This is a genomic window from Streptococcus mitis (assembly GCF_047459985.1).
Lineage (GTDB): Bacteria > Bacillota > Bacilli > Lactobacillales > Streptococcaceae > Streptococcus > Streptococcus mitis_DZ.
Map to the genome: position 1 here is coordinate 1 of NZ_JASHHD010000018.1, position 22,455 is coordinate 22,455.

General features: G+C 40.1%; 17 protein-coding genes. 3 read left to right on the forward strand and 14 right to left on the reverse strand.

Annotated features, from left to right (window positions below; genetic code table 11):
- Nucleotides 1-160: 160 nt before the first annotated feature.
- Complete coding sequence (locus QM959_RS08535) at nucleotides 161-907, reverse strand: class A sortase (RefSeq protein WP_414372675.1); 747 nt, start codon at nucleotides 905-907, stop codon at nucleotides 161-163.
- A complete protein-coding gene (gene gyrA, locus QM959_RS08540) occupies nucleotides 907-3,375 on the reverse strand; it encodes a DNA gyrase subunit A (RefSeq protein ID WP_414372677.1) in 2,469 nt (822 codons plus the stop codon). Before gyrA ends, QM959_RS08535 begins: the two co-directional genes overlap by 1 nt.
- 194 nt (nucleotides 3,376-3,569) lie before the next feature.
- Between gyrA and QM959_RS08545 the strand changes: the two genes are divergently transcribed.
- Nucleotides 3,570-4,556 (forward strand): L-lactate dehydrogenase, encoded by a 987-nt coding sequence (locus QM959_RS08545; RefSeq protein ID WP_414372678.1) that lies wholly within the window; start codon nucleotides 3,570-3,572, stop codon nucleotides 4,554-4,556.
- A gap of 443 nt (nucleotides 4,557-4,999) precedes the next feature.
- Here QM959_RS08545 and pyk read toward each other — a convergent pair whose 3' ends face one another.
- The 3 genes from pyk to QM959_RS08560 form a co-directional block, all read right to left on the reverse strand.
- Nucleotides 5,000-6,505: a pyruvate kinase gene (gene pyk, locus QM959_RS08550; RefSeq protein WP_414372679.1), complete on the reverse strand. Its 1,506-nt coding sequence runs from the start codon at nucleotides 6,503-6,505 to the stop codon at nucleotides 5,000-5,002.
- A 58-nt stretch (nucleotides 6,506-6,563) separates the two neighbouring features.
- Nucleotides 6,564-7,571, reverse strand: coding sequence for a 6-phosphofructokinase (gene pfkA, locus QM959_RS08555; protein ID WP_414372681.1), 1,008 nt, complete (start codon nucleotides 7,569-7,571; stop codon nucleotides 6,564-6,566).
- 81 nt (nucleotides 7,572-7,652) lie between these two features.
- Nucleotides 7,653-10,754 carry a DNA polymerase III subunit alpha gene (locus tag QM959_RS08560; protein WP_414372683.1) on the reverse strand — a complete coding sequence of 1,034 codons (3,102 nt, stop codon included), beginning with the start codon at nucleotides 10,752-10,754 and terminating at the stop codon, nucleotides 7,653-7,655.
- Between the two features lie 311 nt (nucleotides 10,755-11,065).
- On the opposite strand from QM959_RS08560, the gene QM959_RS08565 reads away from it, so the two are divergent.
- Nucleotides 11,066-13,348, forward strand: a complete 2,283-nt coding sequence (locus QM959_RS08565; RefSeq protein WP_414372685.1) for a Xaa-Pro dipeptidyl-peptidase — start codon at nucleotides 11,066-11,068, stop codon at nucleotides 13,346-13,348.
- 473 nt (nucleotides 13,349-13,821) lie between these two features.
- Complete coding sequence (locus tag QM959_RS08570; protein WP_414372687.1) at nucleotides 13,822-14,292, forward strand: arginine repressor; 471 nt, start codon at nucleotides 13,822-13,824, stop codon at nucleotides 14,290-14,292.
- Between the two features lie 247 nt (nucleotides 14,293-14,539).
- On the opposite strand, the gene QM959_RS08575 is transcribed toward QM959_RS08570, so the two are convergent.
- The 9 genes from QM959_RS08575 to dnaG all read right to left on the reverse strand — a co-directional run bounded on the left by QM959_RS08575 (nucleotide 14,540) and on the right by dnaG (nucleotide 22,194).
- Nucleotides 14,540-14,698: a hypothetical protein gene (locus QM959_RS08575; protein ID WP_007284777.1), complete on the reverse strand. Its 159-nt coding sequence runs from the start codon at nucleotides 14,696-14,698 to the stop codon at nucleotides 14,540-14,542.
- 9 nt (nucleotides 14,699-14,707) lie between these two features.
- Nucleotides 14,708-16,018 carry a GTPase ObgE gene (obgE, locus tag QM959_RS08580; RefSeq protein ID WP_414372689.1) on the reverse strand — a complete coding sequence of 437 codons (1,311 nt, stop codon included), beginning with the start codon at nucleotides 16,016-16,018 and terminating at the stop codon, nucleotides 14,708-14,710.
- A gap of 62 nt (nucleotides 16,019-16,080) precedes the next feature.
- Nucleotides 16,081-16,215 (reverse strand): DUF4044 domain-containing protein, encoded by a 135-nt coding sequence (locus tag QM959_RS08585; protein WP_000863852.1) that lies wholly within the window; start codon nucleotides 16,213-16,215, stop codon nucleotides 16,081-16,083.
- A 58-nt stretch (nucleotides 16,216-16,273) separates the two neighbouring features.
- Nucleotides 16,274-16,450, reverse strand: coding sequence for a PspC domain-containing protein (locus tag QM959_RS08590; protein ID WP_414372696.1), 177 nt, complete (start codon nucleotides 16,448-16,450; stop codon nucleotides 16,274-16,276).
- Nucleotides 16,451-16,479: 29 nt separating this feature from the next.
- Nucleotides 16,480-17,805: a glycosyltransferase family 4 protein gene (locus QM959_RS08595; protein ID WP_414372691.1), complete on the reverse strand. Its 1,326-nt coding sequence runs from the start codon at nucleotides 17,803-17,805 to the stop codon at nucleotides 16,480-16,482.
- 15 nt (nucleotides 17,806-17,820) lie between these two features.
- Complete coding sequence (cpoA, locus tag QM959_RS08600; protein ID WP_414372693.1) at nucleotides 17,821-18,864, reverse strand: alpha-galactosylglucosyldiacylglycerol synthase; 1,044 nt, start codon at nucleotides 18,862-18,864, stop codon at nucleotides 17,821-17,823.
- A 114-nt stretch (nucleotides 18,865-18,978) separates the two neighbouring features.
- Nucleotides 18,979-19,308 (reverse strand): metal-sulfur cluster assembly factor, encoded by a 330-nt coding sequence (locus tag QM959_RS08605; protein ID WP_000331921.1) that lies wholly within the window; start codon nucleotides 19,306-19,308, stop codon nucleotides 18,979-18,981.
- A gap of 13 nt (nucleotides 19,309-19,321) precedes the next feature.
- On the reverse strand, nucleotides 19,322-20,431 hold the full coding sequence (rpoD, locus tag QM959_RS08610; protein ID WP_004254614.1) for an RNA polymerase sigma factor RpoD: 1,110 nt from the start codon (nucleotides 20,429-20,431) through the stop codon (nucleotides 19,322-19,324).
- 2 nt (nucleotides 20,432-20,433) lie between these two features.
- Entirely contained in the window at nucleotides 20,434-22,194 is a 1,761-nt protein-coding gene (gene dnaG / locus QM959_RS08615) for a DNA primase (RefSeq protein ID WP_414372695.1), read from the reverse strand.
- Between the last annotated feature and the right edge of the window lie 261 nt (nucleotides 22,195-22,455).

A 22,455-nucleotide genomic window follows, 5' to 3' on the forward strand; every position in this document is an offset into this window, starting at 1 on the left:
TATAATCAGGTTTTTCTTTGTGAAACATAGGGATTACCTCACAACTCTTCTTACCTCTATTATACGACTTTACACAAAGAAAAGCCCTTAGAAACTTGTGTTCTAAGGACTTTGTCTTCAATCTGAATCAGTAAAACCTGAGATTTTACTGATTTTATCTTTAATAGCGTTGTTTATATGGTTGATTGAAAGTTGTTAGAATTTCTTCAGGGGTTTGTGAATAATCTTTTGTATCTTTCAGGTCACCTTTTACGATAATACGCTCTGTTGCATCATAGTCTACACAGGTTACAAGTGTGATTTCATCAACACCACTACGGTCATCAATCTCATCGACGCGATCAGGTGTCACATGCTTCACCTCACGGATTTCATATGTATAAACTTTATCCTTATCGGTTAGATAAATTTTCATCCCATTTTTAGCTCGCGCTAGTGGAGAAAAGAGCATTTGACTGGCATTTTCCGCCGTGAAGATATGGTGACTAGCTAGAGAATAATTTCCCTCTCCCATTTTTTGATTTGGTTTCATGGTTCCTGCTCCATAGAACAAGTTCACATTATCCAAACCTTTAAAGATAGGTAGGTTAATCTCTACTTCAGGAATGGCAATTCCACCAATAACAGGGAGTTGTTGGGCATCCCACTGGGCAGATAAAACCGCTTCGGATGAGATAGCCTTTACAGAATCGAAATCAAAATTGCCTTCTGTATCTTGATTTTTTTCCAATTTTTCTTTTGATACCTGGCTGACTTGGTATTTATTGGTATTCCAAACCATGAAGATATCACGAATTTTCGAGTTAAAAATTAGAGCAATTGATAGCACGATTAAGAATCCTGCTAAGATATTAATGAGTAGATTTTTACGTTTATTTTTTTTACTTACATTCTTTTTATGAGACATTATGCTTCACCTTCTGTTTCATTTTCTGTCCCAACTTCTTCTTTTTCTGCCGCTGCAACTGTTGTAAAGGTTACAATTTTGGCATCTTGATCCAAGCGCATCACTTTAACTCCCATAGTTGAGCGACCTGTTTGTGAAATATTAGCAACGTTGGTTCGAATCATGACACCTGTATCAGTGATAATCATCAAATCTTCATCACCTTTAACTGTCAAGAGACCTGATAAAGGACCATTTTTCTCAGCAACATTGGCCGTCTTCATTCCTTTACCACCACGACCTTTAGTTGGATATTCAGTCGCAACTGTGCGCTTACCAAATCCTTTTTCTGTGATGATAAGAACCTCGTCCTGATCTGTGATCACACTAGCACCAACTACTGTATCCCCTTCACGAAGGTTAACACCTTTCACACCAGTGGCGATACGGCTCATTCCCCGAACGGCTGATTGATTAAAGCGAACTGCATAACCAAACTTGGTACCAATAATAATATCCGTATCTTCTTCTGTCAATAAGACATTAATCAATTCATCTTCATCTTTAAGATTCAGTGCTTTAAGTCCATTTTGACGAATATTAGCAAATTCCTTGACGCTGGTTCTCTTGACAATTCCATGACGGGTTGTGAAGAAGAGATAAGAATCATCACTTCGTTCAGACTCGACATTGATGATGGTCTGAATACTTTCACCTTCATCCAATTTCAAAAGATTGACGATTGGCAAACCCTTAGCAGTACGGCCATACTCAGGAATTTCATAGCCTTTCAAACGATAGACACGGCCTTTATTTGTGAAGAAGAGCAGGTGATCATGGGTGCTGGTTGAAACCAACTCACGAACAAAATCATCATCCTTAACACCTGTACCTTGAACACCACGACCACCACGTTTTTGAGCGGTAAATTCGTCTTGGTCCAGACGTTTGATGTAACCCTTATTAGACAGTGTAATTAAGACATCCGATTCTTCAATCAAATCTTCATCTTCAAGACTCAAGACTTCACCGACCATCAATTCAGTACGACGTTGGTCGCCAAACTTACGCTTAACTTCGTCTAATTCATCTTTGATGATTTGAGAAACACGTTCCGGCTTAGCAAGAATATCTGCTAAATCCGCAATCAGAGCCAAGAGGTCATCATACTCAGACTGAATCTTATCGCGTTCCAAACCTGTCAAACGACGAAGACGCATATCAAGGATGGCTTGACTTTGACGTTCAGAAAGCTTGAATTTGTTCATCAACTCAGCTTGAGCTTCCGCATCCGTTTCACTAGCACGGATGATACGAATCACTTCGTCGATATGGTCTAGTGCGATCAAGAGACCTTCTAAAATATGAGCACGCGCTTCAGCTTTTTCCTTATCAAAACGTGTACGACGAACAACCACTTCTTTTTGGTGCTCGATATAAGCATCCAAAATCTGACGAAGAGACAAAATCTTCGGCACCCCATTTTGGATTGCAAGCATATTGAAACCAAAGTTGGTTTGCATCTGGGTCATCTTGAAGAGGTTATTAAGGATAACATTAGCTGAGGCATCTCGCTTGACTTCGATAACAAATCGAACCCCTTCACGGTTTGATTCATCACGTACAGCTGTGATACCCTCAATACGTTTTTCCTGAACCAAACGAACAATATGCTCATGCACCTTGGTTTTATTAACCATATAAGGAAATTCTGTTACAACAATGCGCTCACGACCAGTCTTAGTTTCTTCGATTTCAGTACGAGAACGAAGGACAATAGAACCTTTACCTGTTTCATAAGCCTTATGGATACCTGATTTCCCCATAACAAGGGCACCAGTTGGAAAATCTGGCCCAGGCAAGACTTCCATCAAGTCCTTAGTGGTCACTTCAGGATTGTCCATGACCAACTTCACTGCATCAATGGTTTCTCCCAAGTTATGAGGCGGAATATTGGTTGCCATACCAACCGCTATACCAGTTGCTCCATTTACCAAAAGGTTTGGAAAACGAGCTGGCAAAACCAAGGGTTCACGTTCGTTCGCATCATAGTTATCAACAAAATCAACTGTATTTTTATTGATATCACGAAGCATTTCTAGAGCAATCTTACTCATACGTGCTTCAGTATAACGTTGAGCAGCGGCTCCATCACCGTCCATAGAACCAAAGTTTCCATGACCATCTACAAGCATGTAACGGTAGCTCCACCATTGAGCCATACGGACCATGGCTTCATAAATAGAGGAATCCCCGTGTGGGTGGTATTTACCCATAACATCCCCTGTAATACGAGCAGATTTTTTATGGGGTTTATCTGGAGTCACACCCAATTCATTCATTCCGTAGAGAATCCGACGGTGAACGGGTTTCAAGCCATCTCGAACATCAGGAAGAGCCCGTGCTACGATAACACTCATAGCGTAGTCGATAAAACTCGTCTTCATCTCCTTTGTCAGATTGACATTCACTAAATTTCTATCCTGCATTAATAAATGCCTCATTTCACAATTAGTAATTAAATATATTATACCACAATGTCTGCCATATTTCAGGTATCTAGAACCACTAAAACGTTTACATCAAGATCTGCAAGGCATATCCGTGACAAAGCTTTTTAAAAGTGATAGAATTAAAATAAATGGGGAAATCCCTGAATAAAATTAAGGAGATGTTTAGACAAATGACACTAACTAAACAACACAAAAAAGTTATCCTTGTCGGTGATGGTGCTGTAGGCTCATCTTACGCTTTCGCCCTTGTTACTCAAGGAATCGCACAAGAACTTGGTATTATTGAAATTCCTCAATTGTTTGAAAAAGCAGTTGGTGACGCTGAAGACCTTAGCCATGCGCTTGCATTTACTTCACCAAAAAAAATCTACGCTGCTAAGTACGAAGACTGTGCGGACGCTGATCTTGTTGTTATCACTGCTGGTGCTCCTCAAAAACCAGGTGAAACTCGCCTTGACCTTGTAGGTAAAAACCTTGCTATCAACAAATCAATCGTTGAACAAGTTGTTGCTTCAGGCTTCAATGGTATCTTCCTTGTTGCTGCTAACCCAGTTGACGTCTTAACTTACTCAACTTGGAAATTCTCTGGATTCCCTAAAGAACGCGTTATCGGTTCAGGTACTTCACTTGACTCAGCTCGTTTCCGTCAAGCACTTGCTGAAAAAATCGGTGTTGACGCTCGTTCTGTCCATGCCTACATTATGGGTGAACACGGTGACTCTGAGTTTGCTGTTTGGTCACATGCTAACGTTGCTGGTGTTAAATTGGAACAATGGTTGCAAGCCAACCGTGATTTAGATGAAGCTGACCTTGTAGAACTCTTCATTTCTGTTCGCGACGCTGCCTACTCAATCATCAACAAGAAAGGTGCTACATACTACGGTATCGCTGTAGCCCTTGCTCGTATCACTCGTGCAATCCTTGATGACGAAAATGCAGTACTTCCACTTTCTGTATTCCAAGAAGGTCAATACGGTGTTGAGAATGTCTTTATCGGTCAACCAGCCATCGTTGGAGCACACGGTATCGTTCGTCCAGTAAACATCCCATTGAACGACGCAGAAACTCAAAAAATGCAAGCATCTGCAAAAGAATTGCAAGCTATCATTGACGAAGCATGGAAAAACCCTGAATTCCAAGCAGCATCAAAAAACTAATTTAGCTACAGACAACTCCTTGAATCATCGGGGAGTTGTTTTTCATCTGTATTAATACTAGACTTTTTATGAAATTTTCGTTCAAAAAAACATCCCTTTAAAAGCTATCAGGTCATGGTTTGAGCACGAAGACAAAAAACCACCAACCAGATTTATACTCACATCACAAAAGTATAAAACAAGCAATGATTTACTCTTTATACTCTTCGAAAATCTCTTCAAACTACGTCAGCGTCGCCTTGCCGTAGATATATGTAACTGACTTCGTCAGTCTTATCTACAACCTCAAAGCAGTGCTTTGAGCAACCTGCGGCTAGCTTCCTAGTTTGCTCTTTGATGTTCATTGAGTATTATCTATAGTTGTATCAAAAACTTTTCCCATATACAAAAAAGCCCATCATACAGGCTAGAAAGCTTGATATGATAGGCTATTTTTCTATTAATTAACGTACAGTACGGATACGCATTGTGTTTGTACGTACAGCTTCTCCAAGTGGTACACCAGCTACGATAACGATATCGTCACCAGATTGTACAAGACCTGCTTCAACTGCTTTACGTTCAGCAATTTCGAACATATCATCAGTTGAAGATGGAGCATCTGTCAACATTGGGATAACACCCCAGTTCAACATCAATCCACGTTCTGTCAATTCGTCGAATGTCAATGCCAAGATGTCAGCATTTGGACGGTATTTAGAGATCAAACGTGCAGTGTGACCTGTCTTAGTAAGAGTTACAACCAATTTAATGTCCATTGAGTTAGTAGCATCTTTAACAGCTGAAGCCATTACTTCTGTCTTAGAGTTACGTTCAAATGAATCTGAGTTCAAACGACCGTATTCGTTAAGAAGTGTTTGAGCGTTCTTGTCGATTGTAGCCATTGTAGTTACTGACTCAAGTGGGTATTTACCATTTGCAGACTCACCTGAAAGCATTGTAGCATCAGTACCGTCGATAACAGCGTTAAATACGTCTGATACTTCTGAACGAGTTGCACGTGGTTTTTCAGTCATTGTTTCAAGCATGTTTGTTGCAGTGATAACAACTTTACCAGCAGCATTAACTTTCTTGATAATCATTTTTTGGTAAACTGGAACCATTTCGAATGGTACTTCGATACCCATGTCACCACGAGCAATCATGATACCATCAGCTGCTTCAATGATTTCGTCCAAGTTATCGATACCTTGTTGGTTTTCGATTTTAGCGAACAATTGAACGTGACCGTTACCAGTTTCTTCACAGATTGCACGAACTTCGTTAACGTCTTTAGCAGTACGTACGAATGAAATCGCGATGAAGTTGATACCTTGCTCAAGACCAAAACGGATATCAGCGTTATCACGTTCAGCAAGAGCTGGGAAAGGAATTTTAGTGTTAGGGATGTTTACACCTTTTTGTTTAGCGATCACACCATCATTTTCAACTTCAACGATGAATTCACGAGCTGCGTCGTCTTTTTCTACAACGCGAAGACCCAATTTACCATCATCAACCAATACTTGACGACCAACTTCAACGTCATCATAGATATCAAGAGCACCAGCAACGTTCAATGCAATCACTTCACGAGTTGATTTGATTCCTTGTTTAGTTGCAACACGGATTTTTTCACCAGTTTTGTATGAATACTCTTTGGCTTCACCTTCGAACAATTCAGTACGGATTTCTGGTCCTTTAGTATCAAGAAGGAAACCAACTTTTTTACCTGCAAGTTTTTCAGCAAGTTTAACAGTTGCCATACGGTCACCTTGTTCTTGGTGGTCACCGTGTGAGAAGTTGAAACGGAATGTATTAGCACCAGCTTCAATCAATTTAGCAATGTTTTTAGCTGAAGCTTCAACATCAAGTTTTTCACCCCAGTATCCGTCATCACCGAATTTTTTACCACCACGGATTTCAACCGCAGGACCCAAAGTTGCAACGATTTTTACACGTTTGTTCATGATTTTTGTGACTCCTTTATATAAATGACCTTTTTGGTCTTATTAACAAAATTATAAATTATGACAAGCTCTTATTCAAGTCAGATAGTTCAAGGTCTGCTTTATGTGGATTGTTAACAACAATCTTACCGTCTGAAGTCAAGCTAAACAAAGCTCCTTCTTCTGCAGTTCCAAGAATTGGGTTTTCAACCATTTTTTCGTTACGGATACCAACCGCTACACCACCAATACCTTCTTTAAGAAGTTTAACGGCATGCGCACCCATACGTGACGCCAATACACGGTCACGCGCAGTTGGAGAACCGCCACGTTGAATATGTCCAAGTTCTGTCACACGAAGGTCGCTTGTATCCCCAGCTTCTTTTAGTTTTTGACCAAATTCAGCTGCTGACATAACACCTTCTGCCAAGACGATGATATTGTGTTTTTTACCACACTCATAACCAGCTTTGATGCTTGCTACGATATCTTCAATCTTGAATCCTTCTTCAGGAATGATGATTTCATCAGCACCAGTTGCAATACCAGCCCAAAGAGCGATATCACCAGCGTTACGTCCCATAACTTCGATAACAAAGGTACGACGGTGACTTGATGATGTATCACGAATCTTATCGATCGCATCCATAGCAGTAGTAACCGCTGTGTCAAAACCGATTGTAAAGTCAGTACCAACAATATCGTTATCGATTGTACCTGGAAGACCGATAGCTGGGAAGCCATGTTCAGTTAAACGCATAGCGCCGTGGTAAGATCCGTCACCACCGATAACAACTACACCTTCAATTCCGTGTTTTTTCAATTGCTCAATCCCTTTAAGTTGCCCTTCAAGTTGAGCGAACTCTGGGTAACGAGCAGAGTGAAGGAAAGTACCACCACGAGAAATGATGTCTCCTACTGAAGCCGCATCTAGGGGATGAATTTCACCAGCAACCATACCAGCATATCCATCATAGATACCAAAAACTTCCATTCCTTCTGAAATTGCTTGACGAACAACTGCACGAATAGCAGCATTCATACCAGGGGCGTCTCCACCACTGGTCAAAACAGCAATACGTTTCATTTGGTTTATGCTCCTTTTTCTTTTAACATTCTTACTGATTATATCACATTTAAATGGAAAATTCTTCTATTTTCCGTAATTTTAGCGATAAATCGTTTTCATAGTAATTTTATCCAATTTTGCTTCTAATTCATTGGATTTAGTCACAAAATATTGGGAAGAAACGATTGTTTTCTGTTCCTCTTCATACCTGATGATGACTGGGATTGGACCCTTATATTGATCCAAAATGCTCGAAATTTCTTGATCCGATTCATGATTTTTTACCTGTATCCAAAAACGCTCAGCCACTGCTTCTCTTATTTCTTGTGCAATCATTTGCAGACGGCCATCTCGTGACTGGACTTTCCCTTTGATATAGTAGAAGGCTCCCTCTCTTACTTCCTGCCCAACCTGTCGATATAAATCCGAAAAGAGGGTAACATCCAATTTTTTCTTACTATCATCGACCTGTAAGAAAGCCATATTTTCACCCTTTTTGGTGCGAATGGTTTTAATTTTTTGAATTTCTACCAAGATAATAGAGTGACTATTTTCTGATAAATTTCCGATTGGTGTAATCGGGTAAATAGCCTTACTTGCAATAGCTTGTATGGGATGTTTACTGACGCCTACTCCTAGAAGCTCTTGTTCCATATAGAATTTTTCTTGTTCTGTCCAATCTTCTGATTCCTGCCAACTATAAATCGTATCACCGAACAAACTTCCTAACTCTTTTACAAATTCAAACAGATTAGCTAAATTATTGAATACTTTTTGACGATTTTTTTCAAATGAATCGAAAAGGCCAACTTTTACCAAAGGTTCTAGCAGAGGAAGTTTCAGATAATTCTCAGGTAATTTAGCTATAAAATCTTCAATGTTAGAATAGGGTCTATTTTCAATGATCCAAAGCGCTAAATCATTGCTGACTCCCTTAATCGATTTCAAACCTAGATAGATGGACTTGTTGGCAATTTTATCGTGATAAGGGATAGTGTTGATAGACAACGGTGCTACTTCAAAACCTGCTTCAAGAGCATCTGTTAGGTAATCACTATTAGCAGAATTCAACATGACCTGATAAAAGATAGCTGGATAGTGTGTTTTAAAATAAGCCAACTGGAAGGCCAAAGCTGAGTAGGCATAGGCGTGAGATCGGTTAAAACCATAACCTGCAAACTTCTCCATAACATCAAAGACCTGCTCTGCCTTTTCCGCAGTATGACCAGCATCTAATGAACCTTGAATAAAGGAAGCCCTCATCTCATGCATGGCAGAGGCATCCTTTTTCCCCATAGCTCGACGCAAAATATCGGCCTTCCCAAGACTAAATCCAGCAAAACGCTGAGCAACCTGCATAACCTGCTCCTGATAGAGCATAATGCCATAGGTTGGAGCCAAAATATCCTCCAGTACGGGATCCAGAACTGTCACTTCTTCCTGCCCATGCTTTCTTGCCACAAAATTATTGATATAGTCACTAGCACCTGGTCTATTTAGGGAAGTAGTTGCTACGACATCTTCAAAACAGATTGGTTGCACACGCTTAAGTAAACGAACGGCACCAGGTTGTTCAAATTGAAAGATACCTTTTGTATTCCCAGAAGCAAATAAAGCCAGCGTTTCTTTATCTTCCAAATCAATTTCTTCTATTTTCAAGTGAATATCTTCTGTTTCAGCAAGCAACTCTTGCATTTTCTGGACAAAGGTCAAATTTCGTAGTCCCAAAAAATCCATCTTCAAAAGTCCACTAGCTTCAACTCCATGAGCATCATACTGAGTCAGTGGAATTTCATCCCCATGCTTCAGAGGGATGTAGTTGGTCAAATCTTGGTCACTAATGACAACACCAGCCGCATGGACAGAGGTTTGTCTTGGATAACCCTCAATCTTGCAGGCAATTTCAAAAGCTTTTTGGTATTCTAACTTGCTATTGATTTGCTGACGAAACTGGAGATTGCCCTCATAGGCTGACTTGAGATTATCACGAAAACTGATTTTCTTTGTAATTGCAGATAATTCATACTCTGGAACACCAAAACGTTTCAAGACATCTCGCAGAGCTTGCTTGGCCCCAAAGGTAGAAAAAGTAACGATTTGAGCCGCATGTTTACTGCCATATTTATTACCAACATATCTGATAAAATCTGGACGATAAATATCTGGGATATCAATATCAATATCAGGCATAGTATAACGTTCACGATTGAGGAAGCGTTCAAAAATCAGATTCTTCTCCACAGGGTCAATCCCTGTGATGTCCAAGGCATAGGAAACCAAACTACCAACTGCAGAACCCCTTCCCATTCCCATATAGTAACCATTCGAACGTCCAAAACGCAACAAATCCCAGACAACCAAGAAATAATCATCAAAGCCCATATCATGAATAACAGCCAATTCTTGATCTAGACGGTCTTGATATTCTTTACTAGTCAACCCCTTCTGAACCAGTCCCGATTCAGCACGTTCTCTCAACTCTTCTACTGCAGGTCGTGCTGGATTAAAGCGAGGCAGTTTCAGACTAGTATTCAAGTCATAAGAAATGCCTGAAATAAGCTTTTCTAAATTGTCCAAGGCTTGAGGAAAACGTTCTTGGAAAAGTTTCTCTAAAGAACTTGCTGATATAAAGACATCTTGTCTCGACCGCAAGGGAACTTCTCTGAGAGGGAGATTCTCTTTAATCGCTGTTAATACTTGTAAAACTTCTCTATCCCTGCTTTCAAACGCATTGACCCTATAGAGAGGTAAGATAGGATGAGGAAATTCCCTTGCCAGTGTTTCCGGATAAACCCCAATATAGTAATCACAGCCTAGATTGAGCGACTCAAGCTCTTCAAAATGAGGCACAATTACTGCAATATCCTCTAAGTACTGAGCCAGAACTGACCAATTTTTCTCCCCCTGCATCTTAGCTGTCGAGAGCTTCATCAACTGCTGATAGCCCACACTAGATAGAGCTAAAAAGCGCAGATTCACATCCTTATCATCTACAAGAACATTCATTTCGAGCCCTAATAAAGGATGAATGCCATATTTTTTTGTAACCTCTAGAAAGTCGAAAGCACCATAAAGATTGTCAATATCCATCATAGCCAAATGAGTGTAGCCATATTCTTTAGCTACTCTCACATACTTGTCTATCGAAATGACACTCTCCATAAAACTATAGACTGTTTTTGTATCTAGTTGTGCGATCAATTTACACTTCTCCTCTATCATTCTCACTATATTATACCATTTTCAAAAAGAGAAAGACAAACGCAGTGACTCCTGTCTATATTTTATCTTTATCTTTAAAGTAAGATTTTTTGAATATATCTTTTAAAATAGAAAAATACACCTGGTTAACCTACTTTCTATAATAACTTATTCAAAACTATAGAGTCGTACCTGTTTCTCATATAAATAATATTCATTATTATTGAATTAATTTCTTTCTCATTTAATGATTCCCTTTAGCCTATTTTTTTGATATAATAACCTTAATTATTGTTTTATAAGGAGGTTATATGCGTTTTAATCAATTCAGTTATTTAGCGCTACATAGAGATACAATTATCTTTGAATTAAAAAAGTATGGATTTGATTTACCAGTCAACATTACAAATAAAAAAATGCTTGAAGCGTTTCTCATTCGTTTCTTTTTTAATTATAAGAATAGCACCTATCCTCTATCTAGTTTGGCGGTTGATAAAGAAACTGATTTACTGACATTTTTTCAGTCAGACAAGGATTTAACTGCAGATATTTTTTATACTGTTGCTTTTCAACTTTTAGGCTTTTCTTACTTGGTTGACTTTGAAGACAGTGATGTTTTTCGTAAAGAGACTGGTTTTCCCATCATATACGGTGACTTGATTGAAAATCTCTATCAGTTACTCAATACTCGCACCAAAAAAGGAAATCTCCTGATTGATCAATTGGTAAGTGACGGTCTTATTCCTGAGGATAATACCTACCACTACTTTAATGGCAAGAGCTTGGCTACTTTTTCCAGCCATGATGTCATTCGTGAAGTCGTTTACGTTGAATCTCGTGTCGATACTGACCAAAAAGGTCTCCCAGACTTAGTCAAGGTCAGCATTATTCGTCCTCGTTATGACGGGCAAATCCCTGCTGTCATGACGGCCAGTCCCTATCATCAGGGAACAAATGACAAGGCTAGTGACAAGGCTCTCTACAAGATGGAGGACGAACTTGAAGTCAAACCTGCTCACAAGATTGAGCTAGAAGAACCTCAACTAAATCTCATTCAATCCCAAGGTCAAGCTGAGCTTGTGTCAGAAGCTGAGGAAAAGTTAACACACATCAACGCTAGCTATACTCTCAACGACTACTTCCTTCCACGAGGTTTTGCTAATCTCTATGTTTCAGGTGTTGGTACCAAAGACTCCACAGGTTTCATGACTAATGGGGACTACCAACAAATCGAGGCTTATAAAAATGTCATCGATTGGCTTAACGGCCGTTGCCGTGCCTTTACTGACCACACACGCCAGCGTCAAGTCAAGGCTAATTGGTCAAACGGAAAAGTTGCTACAACTGGACTTTCCTATCTAGGTACCATGTCCAATGGTTTAGCAACCACTGGTGTTGATGGTTTAGAAGTTATCATTGCAGAGGCTGGCATTTCTTCCTGGTACAACTACTACCGTGAAAACGGTCTTGTGACTAGCCCAGGCGGTTATCCAGGGGAGGACTTCGACTCCCTTGCTGAACTGACCTACTCTCGGAATCTTTTGGCTGGCGACTATATTCGTGGGAATGATGCTCACCAAGCTGATTTGGAAAAAGTAAAAGAGCAGCTGGATCGCAAATCTGGCGACTACAATCAGTTTTGGCATGACCGCAACTATCTGCTCAATGCCCATAAAGTAAAGGCAGAAGTTGTCTTTACTCATGGTTCTCAGGATTGGAATGTCAAACCACTTCATGTTTACCAGATGTTCCACGCTCTTCCAGCTCATATCAACAAGCATCTCTTTTTCCATAATGGTGCCCATGTTTATGTCAATAACTGGCAGTCCATTGACTTTCGTGAATCTATGAATGCCTTATTGACTAAGAAATTACTGGATCAAGATACAGATTTCCAACTTCCTACTGTCATTTGGCAGGACAATACCACTCCTCAGACCTGGTTATCACTTGATACCTTCGGTGAGCTAGATAACTTTGAAACCTTCTCACTTGGTCAAGAAGAGCAAGTTATTCAAAATCAGTACTCAGATAAGGATTTTGAACGCTATGGTAAAACATACCAGACCTTCAATACAGAACTCTATCAAGGGAAAGCCAATCAAATTACTATTGACCTTCCTGTGACCAAGAACATTCACTTAAACGGTCGCGCTCAGCTCAATCTTCGTATAAAATCCAGTACAAATAAGGGACTCTTATCAGCTCAACTGCTAGAATTTGGTCAAAAGAAATACATACAACCTTATCCAGCTATTTTAAGTGCTAGAACCATTGACAACGGCCGCTATCACATGCTGGAAAATCTCTGTGAATTGCCATTTAGAACAGATGCTCAACGAGTCATGACAAAAGGTTACCTTAATTTACAAAATAGAAATGATTTACTGTTAGTAGAGGATATTACTGCAGATGAATGGATGGATATCCAGTTTGAACTGCAACCAACTATTTACAAGTTAAAAGAAGGAGATACTCTTCGTTTAGTCCTCTATACTACTGACTTTGAAATCACCATACGTGACAATACCGCTTACCACCTGACTGTCGATCTTGAACAATCTACTCTTACCTTACCTTGTCAAAAGGTATAATATATCAGACTGTTCAAATGGAACTATTTCCATTTGAACAGTTAAACTAAACATAAACTTCGTATCAAATTCAATCCCAAGATGGACTTAGGATAAGTCTACAGATGGAGTTTGGAGAGAAGATACTAACACCCCTAACCAACATGTGTAACCCTCTAAACTACACGCTACCACACCACATGTTGGACAAGCTCTGTGAATTGCCGTTTAGCGTAAATTCACAACAAGTCGTGACAAAATGCTACCCTAATTGAATGATTTACTGTCATTAAAGAACATCAATGTAGAAGAACGGATAGATATCCCATTCATCTACACCCAACTAGTGACAAGTTAAACGAAGGAGATTTTCTCCATATAGTTCTTTATACTACTGACTTTGAAATCATCAAACGTGACAATACCGCTTACCACCCGACTGACATCTTCGTTCAGTCCATGCTTTCTGTACCTAGTACAAGGAGTAATATTTTATGAATAAATCTGAACACCGACACCAACTCATACGAGCTCTTGTAACGAAAAACAAGATTCATACTCAAGCTGAGCTACAAGCTCTTCTTGCCGATAATGATATTCAAGTTACACAAGCAACTCTTTCAAGAGATATTAAAAGTATGAACCTCTCAAAAGTACGAGAAGAAGACAACTCTTACTACGTGCTCAATACAGGTTCCATCTCAAAATGGGAAAAACGTCTCGAAATTTACATGGAAGATGCTCTTGTCTTGATGCGTCCAGTTCAACATCAAGTCCTACTAAAAACCCTCCCTGGACTTGCTCAATCCTTTGGTTCTATCATTGATGCCTTGAGCTTCCCTGACGCTATCGCCACACTCTGTGGTGATGATGTCTGTCTTGTCATCTGTGAAGATGCAGAGGCTGCCCAAAAATGCTTTGAAGAACTGAAAAAATTCGCCCCACCATTTTTCTTTGAAAAATAACAAAATTCCGTGTCCTGATGTGGCACGGAATCTTTTTATCTATTTTATACTCAATGAAAATCAAAGAGCAAACTAGGAAACTAGCCTCAGGTTGCTCAAAACAGTGTTTTGAGGTTGTGGATAGAACTGACGGAGTCAGCTCAAAGCACTGCTTTGAGGTTGTAGATAAGACTGACGGAGTCAGTCACATATATAATATATAATCCAAGGCGACGTTGACGTGGTTTGAAGAGATTTTCGAAGAGTATTACTGAGATGGATTGTCTTTTTTGGTCCGTGCCAACCTCAAAGCACGATTTGGATTGAGACGATTAAATAGTTCTTCCAATTTCTTTTCATTCCAAACGTCTGCGGCGGAAACAAAATTGCCATCCGCATCTCGGAAAGATATCGGTTTATCTCCCATACCAGTCTCCTAGTCTACAAATTCAAACTCAAATTTACCAATGCGAACCAAGTCCCCATCCTTAGCACCACGCGCACGAAGGGATTCATCAACTCCCATACCACGTAATTGACGGGCAAATTTCATGACTGATTCGTCACGATCAAAGTTGGTCATATTAAAGAGTTTCATGAGTTTTTCACCAGAAAGTACCCATGTAGCATCGTCATCACGACTAATTTCAAAGGCTTTTTCTTCCTCATCAAATCCATAGTAAGCTTCTTCTTCCATATCTGACTCGTCATAGAGCAAGAATTCTGGTGTCTTGTCTAACAACTCAGCTGTAGCATCCAAAAGTGTAGCCAGACCTTGCTTGGTCAAACCAGATATTGGGAAGATAGCTGGTAACTCTTCAAATTCATCGTAGTTTTCAGCTAATTTCTTCTTGAAGACTTCAAGATTTTCCTGACTCTCAGGCATATCCATCTTATTAGCTACAATAATCTGTGGACGCTCCATGAGACGAAGATTGTATGACTCCAGCTCTTTATTGATAGCTAGGTAGTCCTCATAAGGATCACGACCTTCGCTAGCTGACATATCAATAATGTGAAGGATGACACGTGTACGCTCAATGTGACGGAGGAACTGTGTTCCCAGACCGACTCCCTGACTAGCCCCTTCAATCAAACCTGGTAAATCAGCTACTGCAAAGGATTCACCTGATTGGGTACGAACCATTCCTAGATTTGGCACAATTGTCGTAAAGTGGTAAGCACCAATCTTAGGTTTAGCAGAGGTAATCACACTGAGCAGTGTTGATTTCCCTACAGATGGGAAGCCTACTAAACCGACATCTGCAAGGATTTTAAGTTCTAATTGTAATTCACGTTCCTGTCCTGGTTCCCCATTTTCAGAGATTTCAGGTGCAGGATTTTTTGGTGTCGCAAAGCGGATATTTCCACGTCCACCACGACCACCGTGGGCTACAATAAATTCTTGCCCATGTTCAATCAAATCTGTCAAAACCTTACCAGTCTCCGCATCACGCACAGTCGTACCTTGTGGTACTCGAACTTTGAGGTCTTCTGCACCACGACCATGCATCCCTTTGGTCATTCCTTTTTCACCAGAATCAGCCTTGAAATGGCGATTGTAGCGGAAATCCATCAAGGTACGCAAACCTTCGTCTACAACGAAGACCACATTACCTCCACGACCTCCGTCACCACCCCAAGGGCCACCATTAGGGACATATTTTTCACGGCGAAAGGCAACCATACCATCGCCACCATTACCAGCCTTGACCTTAATCTTAGCTGTATCTAAAAACATACTCATTTTTTCTTCTCACTTTAAAAAAGGGCTGGGAAATCCCAGTCACAAAATTTCTTAAATCTATTTTATAGATTACTGAGGGCACCGATTGCAGTTGCAAAAATCCCCAAAATACTTGCTACTAACATGATAAGCACGATAAGCAAGGTTAATTTCTCAAACATCGTTTTTTTACGTTTTCCATTATCTCCGAATGCCATTTTTCTCTCCTTCGTTACATTCTATTTTCTATTATCTTAGCATGAATTTAGCTAGTTTTCAATAGTCACTTGCTACAGGCGCAATAATCCATAAAATGATATAGGCTACAATTCCAACTCCGTAACAGCAAGCAAGGACTCCCCATATTACGCGTACGATAGTAGGATCCATATCTAGATAATGGGCCACCCCAGCACAGACACCAGCAATTTTTTGATCACTACCACTTCTCATTAATTGTTTTTTCATAACTTGTCCTCTTTCTATTCTTCACGGTCTTTCCAATAATCTCTCATGCTGATTAACTGTGTTTTTGAAGCCTTCAGCATCCGTCTAGAGCCTTTTACAGGCACAGCAACGACCTGTTGTGGTAGATACAAAGCTGTCTTAAAGATACGATGAGTGACCGTATCCTCTTTAGCTAAATCTTTTTCGAAATTATTAGAAATAATAGCATCCAGATAAAATTCTTGAACCCGTTTTCCAAAGTTCTCGGCTGAAATCTCGTATAATTTCGCTGATAAGGCATGCTCATTCATGTCTGGTGTTGCAATCAGAGCCTCTAAAATAGCTCCAGCCAAATCTTTTTCTCCATAGTACAAAGTCCCAAACATCTTGTCATTGATGAGATTGTCCAGATAAGGATTTCCGTGAGCAATGACAGGCGTTCCACTGGCTAAGCTTTCCAAGTATGTCAAACCTTGAGTCTCACTTGTTGATGCCGAGATGAAGAAATCTGCAGCCTTATAGTAAAGAGCGGTCTCACTAGGAGCAATCATCCCTGTAAAGACAACGGAGTCTTGAATCTCTAGTTTCTGGGCTTGCTCTTTGAGGTCATCCAGATAAGGGCCATCCCCAGCAACTACCAGTTTAACCTTGTCTTCTTCTTTCAGAACTTCTGCAAAAGCTGCTAAAACTGCTTGAATATTTTTTTCATAGGAAATTCTAGAAAGACTCAGCAACATCTGTTCATCGTCTTGAATCCCTAATTTACTACGCAGTTCTTTTAGATTTTCTTGCTTGATTTCGGGACGCTCAAACTTAGCTAATTCAATCCCAGTAGGAATGACCCGCTTTTCAACCTTAACCTTATAGGCAGATAGCAAGTCACGAACAATCTCACTAGGGCAGATAACCCCATCCACATCATGCAGGAAACCTCTGACTAAGTACTTGACCATACTAGGACGAATCAACATCCCCTTGGCAATATAATGCACATAGTCTTCATACTGGGTGTGATAGGTATGAATAACGGGAATTTTCAGTTCACGCGCAATCCAAATCCCCAACAAGCCTAGAGAAAATTCGGTCTGAGTATGGATAAGATCTAGCTGATACTGTTTGGCAATTTCAAGCGCCTTGCTAAAGCCTCGGTAGGCAAAGCGGCGATCTTTAAAAGCAAAGAAAGGAACGCTTGGAATGCGAATAATTTGCCAATCTTCGTAGCGATTGACATCCTTATCTGTCGTCGTAAAGATAAAAACAGCATGCCCCTGCTTTTCAAGTTCTGTTTTCAAGGTTCGAATACTGGTCGCAACACCAGAAACCTGAGGAAAATAGGTATCTGTAAATAAACCAATTCGCATAGATTACCTCACTTTTTATTTTCTCCCTAAAGCGGCTTGTTTCTCATAAAAGTCCAACCAGATTTGTAACAGATGCTCTTCTGAATACTCTCTGGAAATATTCTTAGCTTTTTCTTTCAAATCTTTTAAAGCAGCAGGATTTGCTTGATATTCTAAAATAGCTTCTTTCATCTCATCTCTATCTGCTGTCGCCCGATAATTTCCCTCCAAAATCACCTTATAGAGATCTAAATCACGCAACATAATAGGTGCTTCACAACTGGCAGCCTCTAAAATAGTCATCGGAAAAAGCTCATTATAACTAGGCAACAAGAAAAGATCCGCTAAAGCATACAACTCACGCATTCGCTCTGGTGACACAATGCCTGGAAAAATCAAATTTTCAGGTGGATTATCCATAATTTTCTTATAGCGTTCATAACCATCTGTCATACCACCAAAAGAGAAACCACCCGCCCAGATAAAGGTAATCTGAGGCAATTCCTCAGCCAGACGGATAAAATCATCAATCCCTTTGCGTTTCTGAACTTGACCAGCACCTACTACGATAAACTGATTGTCACTAACACCAAGTTCTGTTCGCAGTCTCGCAACCTCTTCTTGTGGAAGGGGATGCCATTTTTCCTTGTTGACAAAGTTAGGAATATAGGTCACTTTTTCACGTGGAATACCAGCTGCCACCAAATCCTCAATGAACATAGGATTGACCACCACCAAGTGCTCCATCCGGTTGTAAAAAGAAAATACATAGCGTTTAACAATTCCCTTTAAGAAAAATGGAATTTTCAAACTCCCCTCAAGTGTATCAGGTAAGAAATGCACATAGCCAATCTTTCTCCCTGAGCGTTTCTTTTGGAATGTTGATAAATAATAGGGGAAATCAATCGTATGAAAGTGAGTTACATCTGCCTCGATTGGAAGATTTTCTGTAACAATCAATTGGTCCTTGGCATCACGGTGAAGAAGACGAACTAATTCACGGTAGGCACCTGAAACTCCTTGTCCTGCTACTTTCTCACTCGAACTCAACATATTGATGCGTAATTTCTTTTTTTCCATAGCTACTATTATATCATTTTCTTTGAATAAAATCAGCAAAAGAAAGGAGAGACTAGAGGAAAAGAAGAGGAAATTTCCTCACTTTTCCAACAATCTCTCACATAGTTTATATGTTTACTTAATGCCTAGGGCAATGCGTGCATAGCGACTCATTTTTTCAACTGTCCAGGCTGGATACCAAACCAATTTGACCTCAGTATCCGTTACTTCTGGAACCTCTGTCATGGCATCATAAATCTGGTCAGTCAAAAGGTCAGCTAGGGGACAACCCATAGTTGTCAAAGTCATATCAATCTCAGTTTGCCCTGTGTCGCCATCAAAACGAATCTCATAAATCAAACCAAGATTGACAATATCGATGCCCAACTCAGGGTCGATGACTTCTTCCAAGGCTGTTAAAATCCGTGTTTTGATGTTATCAATTTGCTCTTCTGTATAAGCCATATTTTCCTCACTCCTAGTCTTCAATAAAATCACGAAGCGGTTTGCTGCGACTTGGTTGGCGTAGTTTTCTCAAAGCCTTGGCTTCAATCTGACGGATACGCTCACGGGTTACGTTAAAGACTTTTCCCACATCTTCAAGAGTACGCATTTTTCCATCATCTAACCCAAAACGTAGACGCAGAACATTTTCTTCACGGTCTGTAAGAGTATCCAAGACCTCATCCAACTGCTCACGCAAGACGATACGAGTAGTATAGTCCACTGGATTTTCAATCACTTCATCTTCGATAAAGTCCCCAAGGTGGCTATCATCCTCTTCACCGATAGGAGTTTCAAGGGATACTGGTTCTTGGGCAATCTTCAAGATTTCACGAACCTTGTCAGGGGTCATATCCATACGTTCTGCGATTTGCTCAGGTGTTGGATCTTGTCCCAATTCTTGAAGGAGATTACGCTGTTCACGAACTAATTTATTAATGGTTTCAACCATGTGGACTGGAATACGGATAGTACGAGCTTGATCTGCAATAGCACGAGTGATAGCCTGACGAATCCACCAAGTTGCATAAGTTGAGAACTTGAATCCTTTAGAATAGTCAAACTTGTCAACTGCTTTCATCAAGCCCATGTTCCCTTCTTGAATCAAGTCAAGGAACTGCATACCACGGCCAACATAGCGTTTGGCAATAGAAACAACCAAACGAAGATTGGCTTCCGCAAGACGTTGTTTGGCTTCGATATCACCAGATTCAACAGCAAGTGCCAATTCTTTTTCCTCTTCATTGGTCAAGAGAGGTACGACTCCGATTTCTTTCAAGTACATACGGACAGGGTCATTTACCTTAGCCGAAGTTGACCCAATCAAGTCCTCATCACTGAGTTCTGGCTCTTCTTCAGTACTAAGAACACGTGCACTTGGATTTCCTTCGTTATCAGTGATAGAAATTCCCGCATCCTGAATTCGTTGCAAGAGATCCTCAATCCCATCAGCGTCCAAGGTAAAAGGAATAACCAGACTGGCATTGATTTCATCATCTGTTGCTGTCCCTTTTTGCTTATGATTACGGATAAATTCTGCTACTTGTACGTCAAATGTTGTTACTTCTTTTTGTTTTGTTGCCATTATTACTCCATTCTTCTCTTTTGGGAAATTAAACGTTCCAATTCTTCTAGGGCTGTGTCGGTATCTCCTACATGGCTAGCTTCCTGCACCTTCTTTTTGATTCTCATATTGTCCTGATTCAAGAGAGCCTTGTTTCGAGTAATTTCTACTTCACTTAGTTCCTGCGGTGACATCTCAGCAGGCAAATCCTGAGTTAAGACTTGATACCAAGCTCTTTCAACTTCTTCTGTCTGTTCTGCTAAAATTTCTGGAGGAAGATTTCCATACTGGCCAAGCAAGTCATATAAGACCTGAAATTCAGGTGTATCAAATGAAAAGTCTTCTCGCAAACGGTAATCGTTCAAAACAAGAGGAGATTCCATCATTCGATAGAGTAGATGAGCTTCAGCCCTCATAATAGCTGATAACTGCTTGGTGACAGGCATAGTGATTTGCGTCGGTCTGGAAATTCCTTCCATGCGATTCTGCCTTTGCGCCTGACGACTCTCATTAACAATCTGCTCAATCTGAGCATAATCAAATGACGCCAGACTATCAGCTAAAATATGAATATAGCTGTTTTGAGCAGTGATGGACTTTTCTTGAACAATCAAGGGAGCTATTTTTTCAATAAACTCAATCTGGGCCTGCAGATTTTCACTATTTTCAGGCTTATACTGGTGAATGTAAAACTCAATCGGACTAATACGAGTTTTCGTCAATAGATAGGCCAAGTCTTCTGGACCATTTTTTTGTAGATACTCATCTGGATCCAAGCTATCAGGCATGCTGACGATTTGCACAGGCATATCACCAATTTCGTCCAGCGCTTTCAATGTCGCGGCTTGCCCAGCCTTATCGCCATCGTAAACAAGAACCAACTTCTTGGTTAACCTTTTCAGATGCTCAACATGCTCTCGACTCAAGGCTGTTCCCATTGATGCAACAGCATTTTCGATTCCAGCCCGATAGGCTGCAATAACATCCATGAAACCTTCCATCAGGTAAATCTCACTGGCTTTACCAGAAGATTTTTTTGCCCTATCCATATGATATAATTCGTAACTTTTGTTAAAAATTGCAGTCGATCGGCTATTTTTATACTTAGAAGTTTGTGAATCCGTTTTCTGCCAGATACGACCTGAGAAGGCAATAACCTTTCCTTGGTCATTTGTCAGGGGAAACATAATGCGATTGTGAAAGGTGTCTACAAATTGATTGGCATCAGAGAGATAAAAAAGTCCTGATTCCAAGAGATCCTCTTCACGATACTGCCCAGACAAACGTTGATAGAGATAGTTCCGTTCTGGAGGTGCCAAACCAATCCGAAAATGCTTGAGCACTTCATCTGTCAACCCACGCTGGTAAAGATAATTTCTGGCCTCTTCACCCATAGTCGTTGTCATGAGAATAGCATGATAAAATTTGGCTGCATCTTCGTGCATATCATAAAGAGCTTGGTGAGGCGAAACTGGCTTCTGTTCACTATAAAGCGGTATTTCAACCTCAATCCCAACACGCTGACCTAAGATTTGGACAGCTTCCATAAAGGGAACACCTTGGTACTCCTCAATGAACTTAAAGACATCACCAGAGCGACCACAACCAAAACAGTGGTAAAACTGCTTGTCCTCTACAACGTTGAAAGAAGGTGTTTTTTCACCATGAAAAGGACAGAGCCCTAGATAGTTCCGTCCTGCCTTTTGTAAAGAAATCACATCTCCTATGACTTCCACAATGTTGGCATTGTTTTTGATTTCTTCAATGACTTGTTTGTCAACCATACACAATACCTCCATGTTATCATAGTTTACTTTATATAGTATACTTTATTTCAGAAAAAAAGTAAACCATTTCACTCATTTTCCCTACTTTATTCAAAGAGTGGTAACTTCTCAAAGTAACTTCCACTTGTCTAACCAAAGTGGAAGTTAGTCTAAAACGGATTTTTATGGTGGAATTAAGTATGAGACGTTTGAGTTAGAAATGAGGTCTACTATGACAAAACATAAACACCTTACCCTTTCAGACCGTAATGATATCCA

Bases quoted from the DNA above. Each gene is read 5' to 3' on its own strand.
- QM959_RS08535 (WP_414372675.1), bottom strand. From the start codon at position 907: ATGTCTCATAAAAAGAATGTAAGTAAAAAAAATAAACGTAAAAATCTA.
- gyrA (WP_414372677.1), bottom strand. From the start codon at position 3,375: ATGCAGGATAGAAATTTAGTGAATGTCAATCTGACAAAGGAGATGAAG.
- QM959_RS08545 (WP_414372678.1), top strand. From the start codon at position 3,570: ATGACACTAACTAAACAACACAAAAAAGTTATCCTTGTCGGTGATGGT.
- pyk (WP_414372679.1), bottom strand. From the start codon at position 6,505: ATGAACAAACGTGTAAAAATCGTTGCAACTTTGGGTCCTGCGGTTGAA.
- pfkA (WP_414372681.1), bottom strand. From the start codon at position 7,571: ATGAAACGTATTGCTGTTTTGACCAGTGGTGGAGACGCCCCTGGTATG.
- QM959_RS08565 (WP_414372685.1), top strand. From the start codon at position 11,066: ATGCGTTTTAATCAATTCAGTTATTTAGCGCTACATAGAGATACAATT.
- QM959_RS08570 (WP_414372687.1), top strand. From the start codon at position 13,822: ATGAATAAATCTGAACACCGACACCAACTCATACGAGCTCTTGTAACG.
- QM959_RS08575 (WP_007284777.1), bottom strand. From the start codon at position 14,698: ATGGGAGATAAACCGATATCTTTCCGAGATGCGGATGGCAATTTTGTT.
- obgE (WP_414372689.1), bottom strand. From the start codon at position 16,018: ATGAGTATGTTTTTAGATACAGCTAAGATTAAGGTCAAGGCTGGTAAT.
- QM959_RS08585 (WP_000863852.1), bottom strand. From the start codon at position 16,215: ATGGCATTCGGAGATAATGGAAAACGTAAAAAAACGATGTTTGAGAAA.
- QM959_RS08590 (WP_414372696.1), bottom strand. From the start codon at position 16,450: ATGAGAAGTGGTAGTGATCAAAAAATTGCTGGTGTCTGTGCTGGGGTG.
- QM959_RS08595 (WP_414372691.1), bottom strand. From the start codon at position 17,805: ATGCGAATTGGTTTATTTACAGATACCTATTTTCCTCAGGTTTCTGGT.
- cpoA (WP_414372693.1), bottom strand. From the start codon at position 18,864: ATGGAAAAAAAGAAATTACGCATCAATATGTTGAGTTCGAGTGAGAAA.
- QM959_RS08605 (WP_000331921.1), bottom strand. From the start codon at position 19,308: ATGGCTTATACAGAAGAGCAAATTGATAACATCAAAACACGGATTTTA.
- rpoD (WP_004254614.1), bottom strand. From the start codon at position 20,431: ATGGCAACAAAACAAAAAGAAGTAACAACATTTGACGTACAAGTAGCA.
- dnaG (WP_414372695.1), bottom strand. From the start codon at position 22,194: ATGGTTGACAAACAAGTCATTGAAGAAATCAAAAACAATGCCAACATT.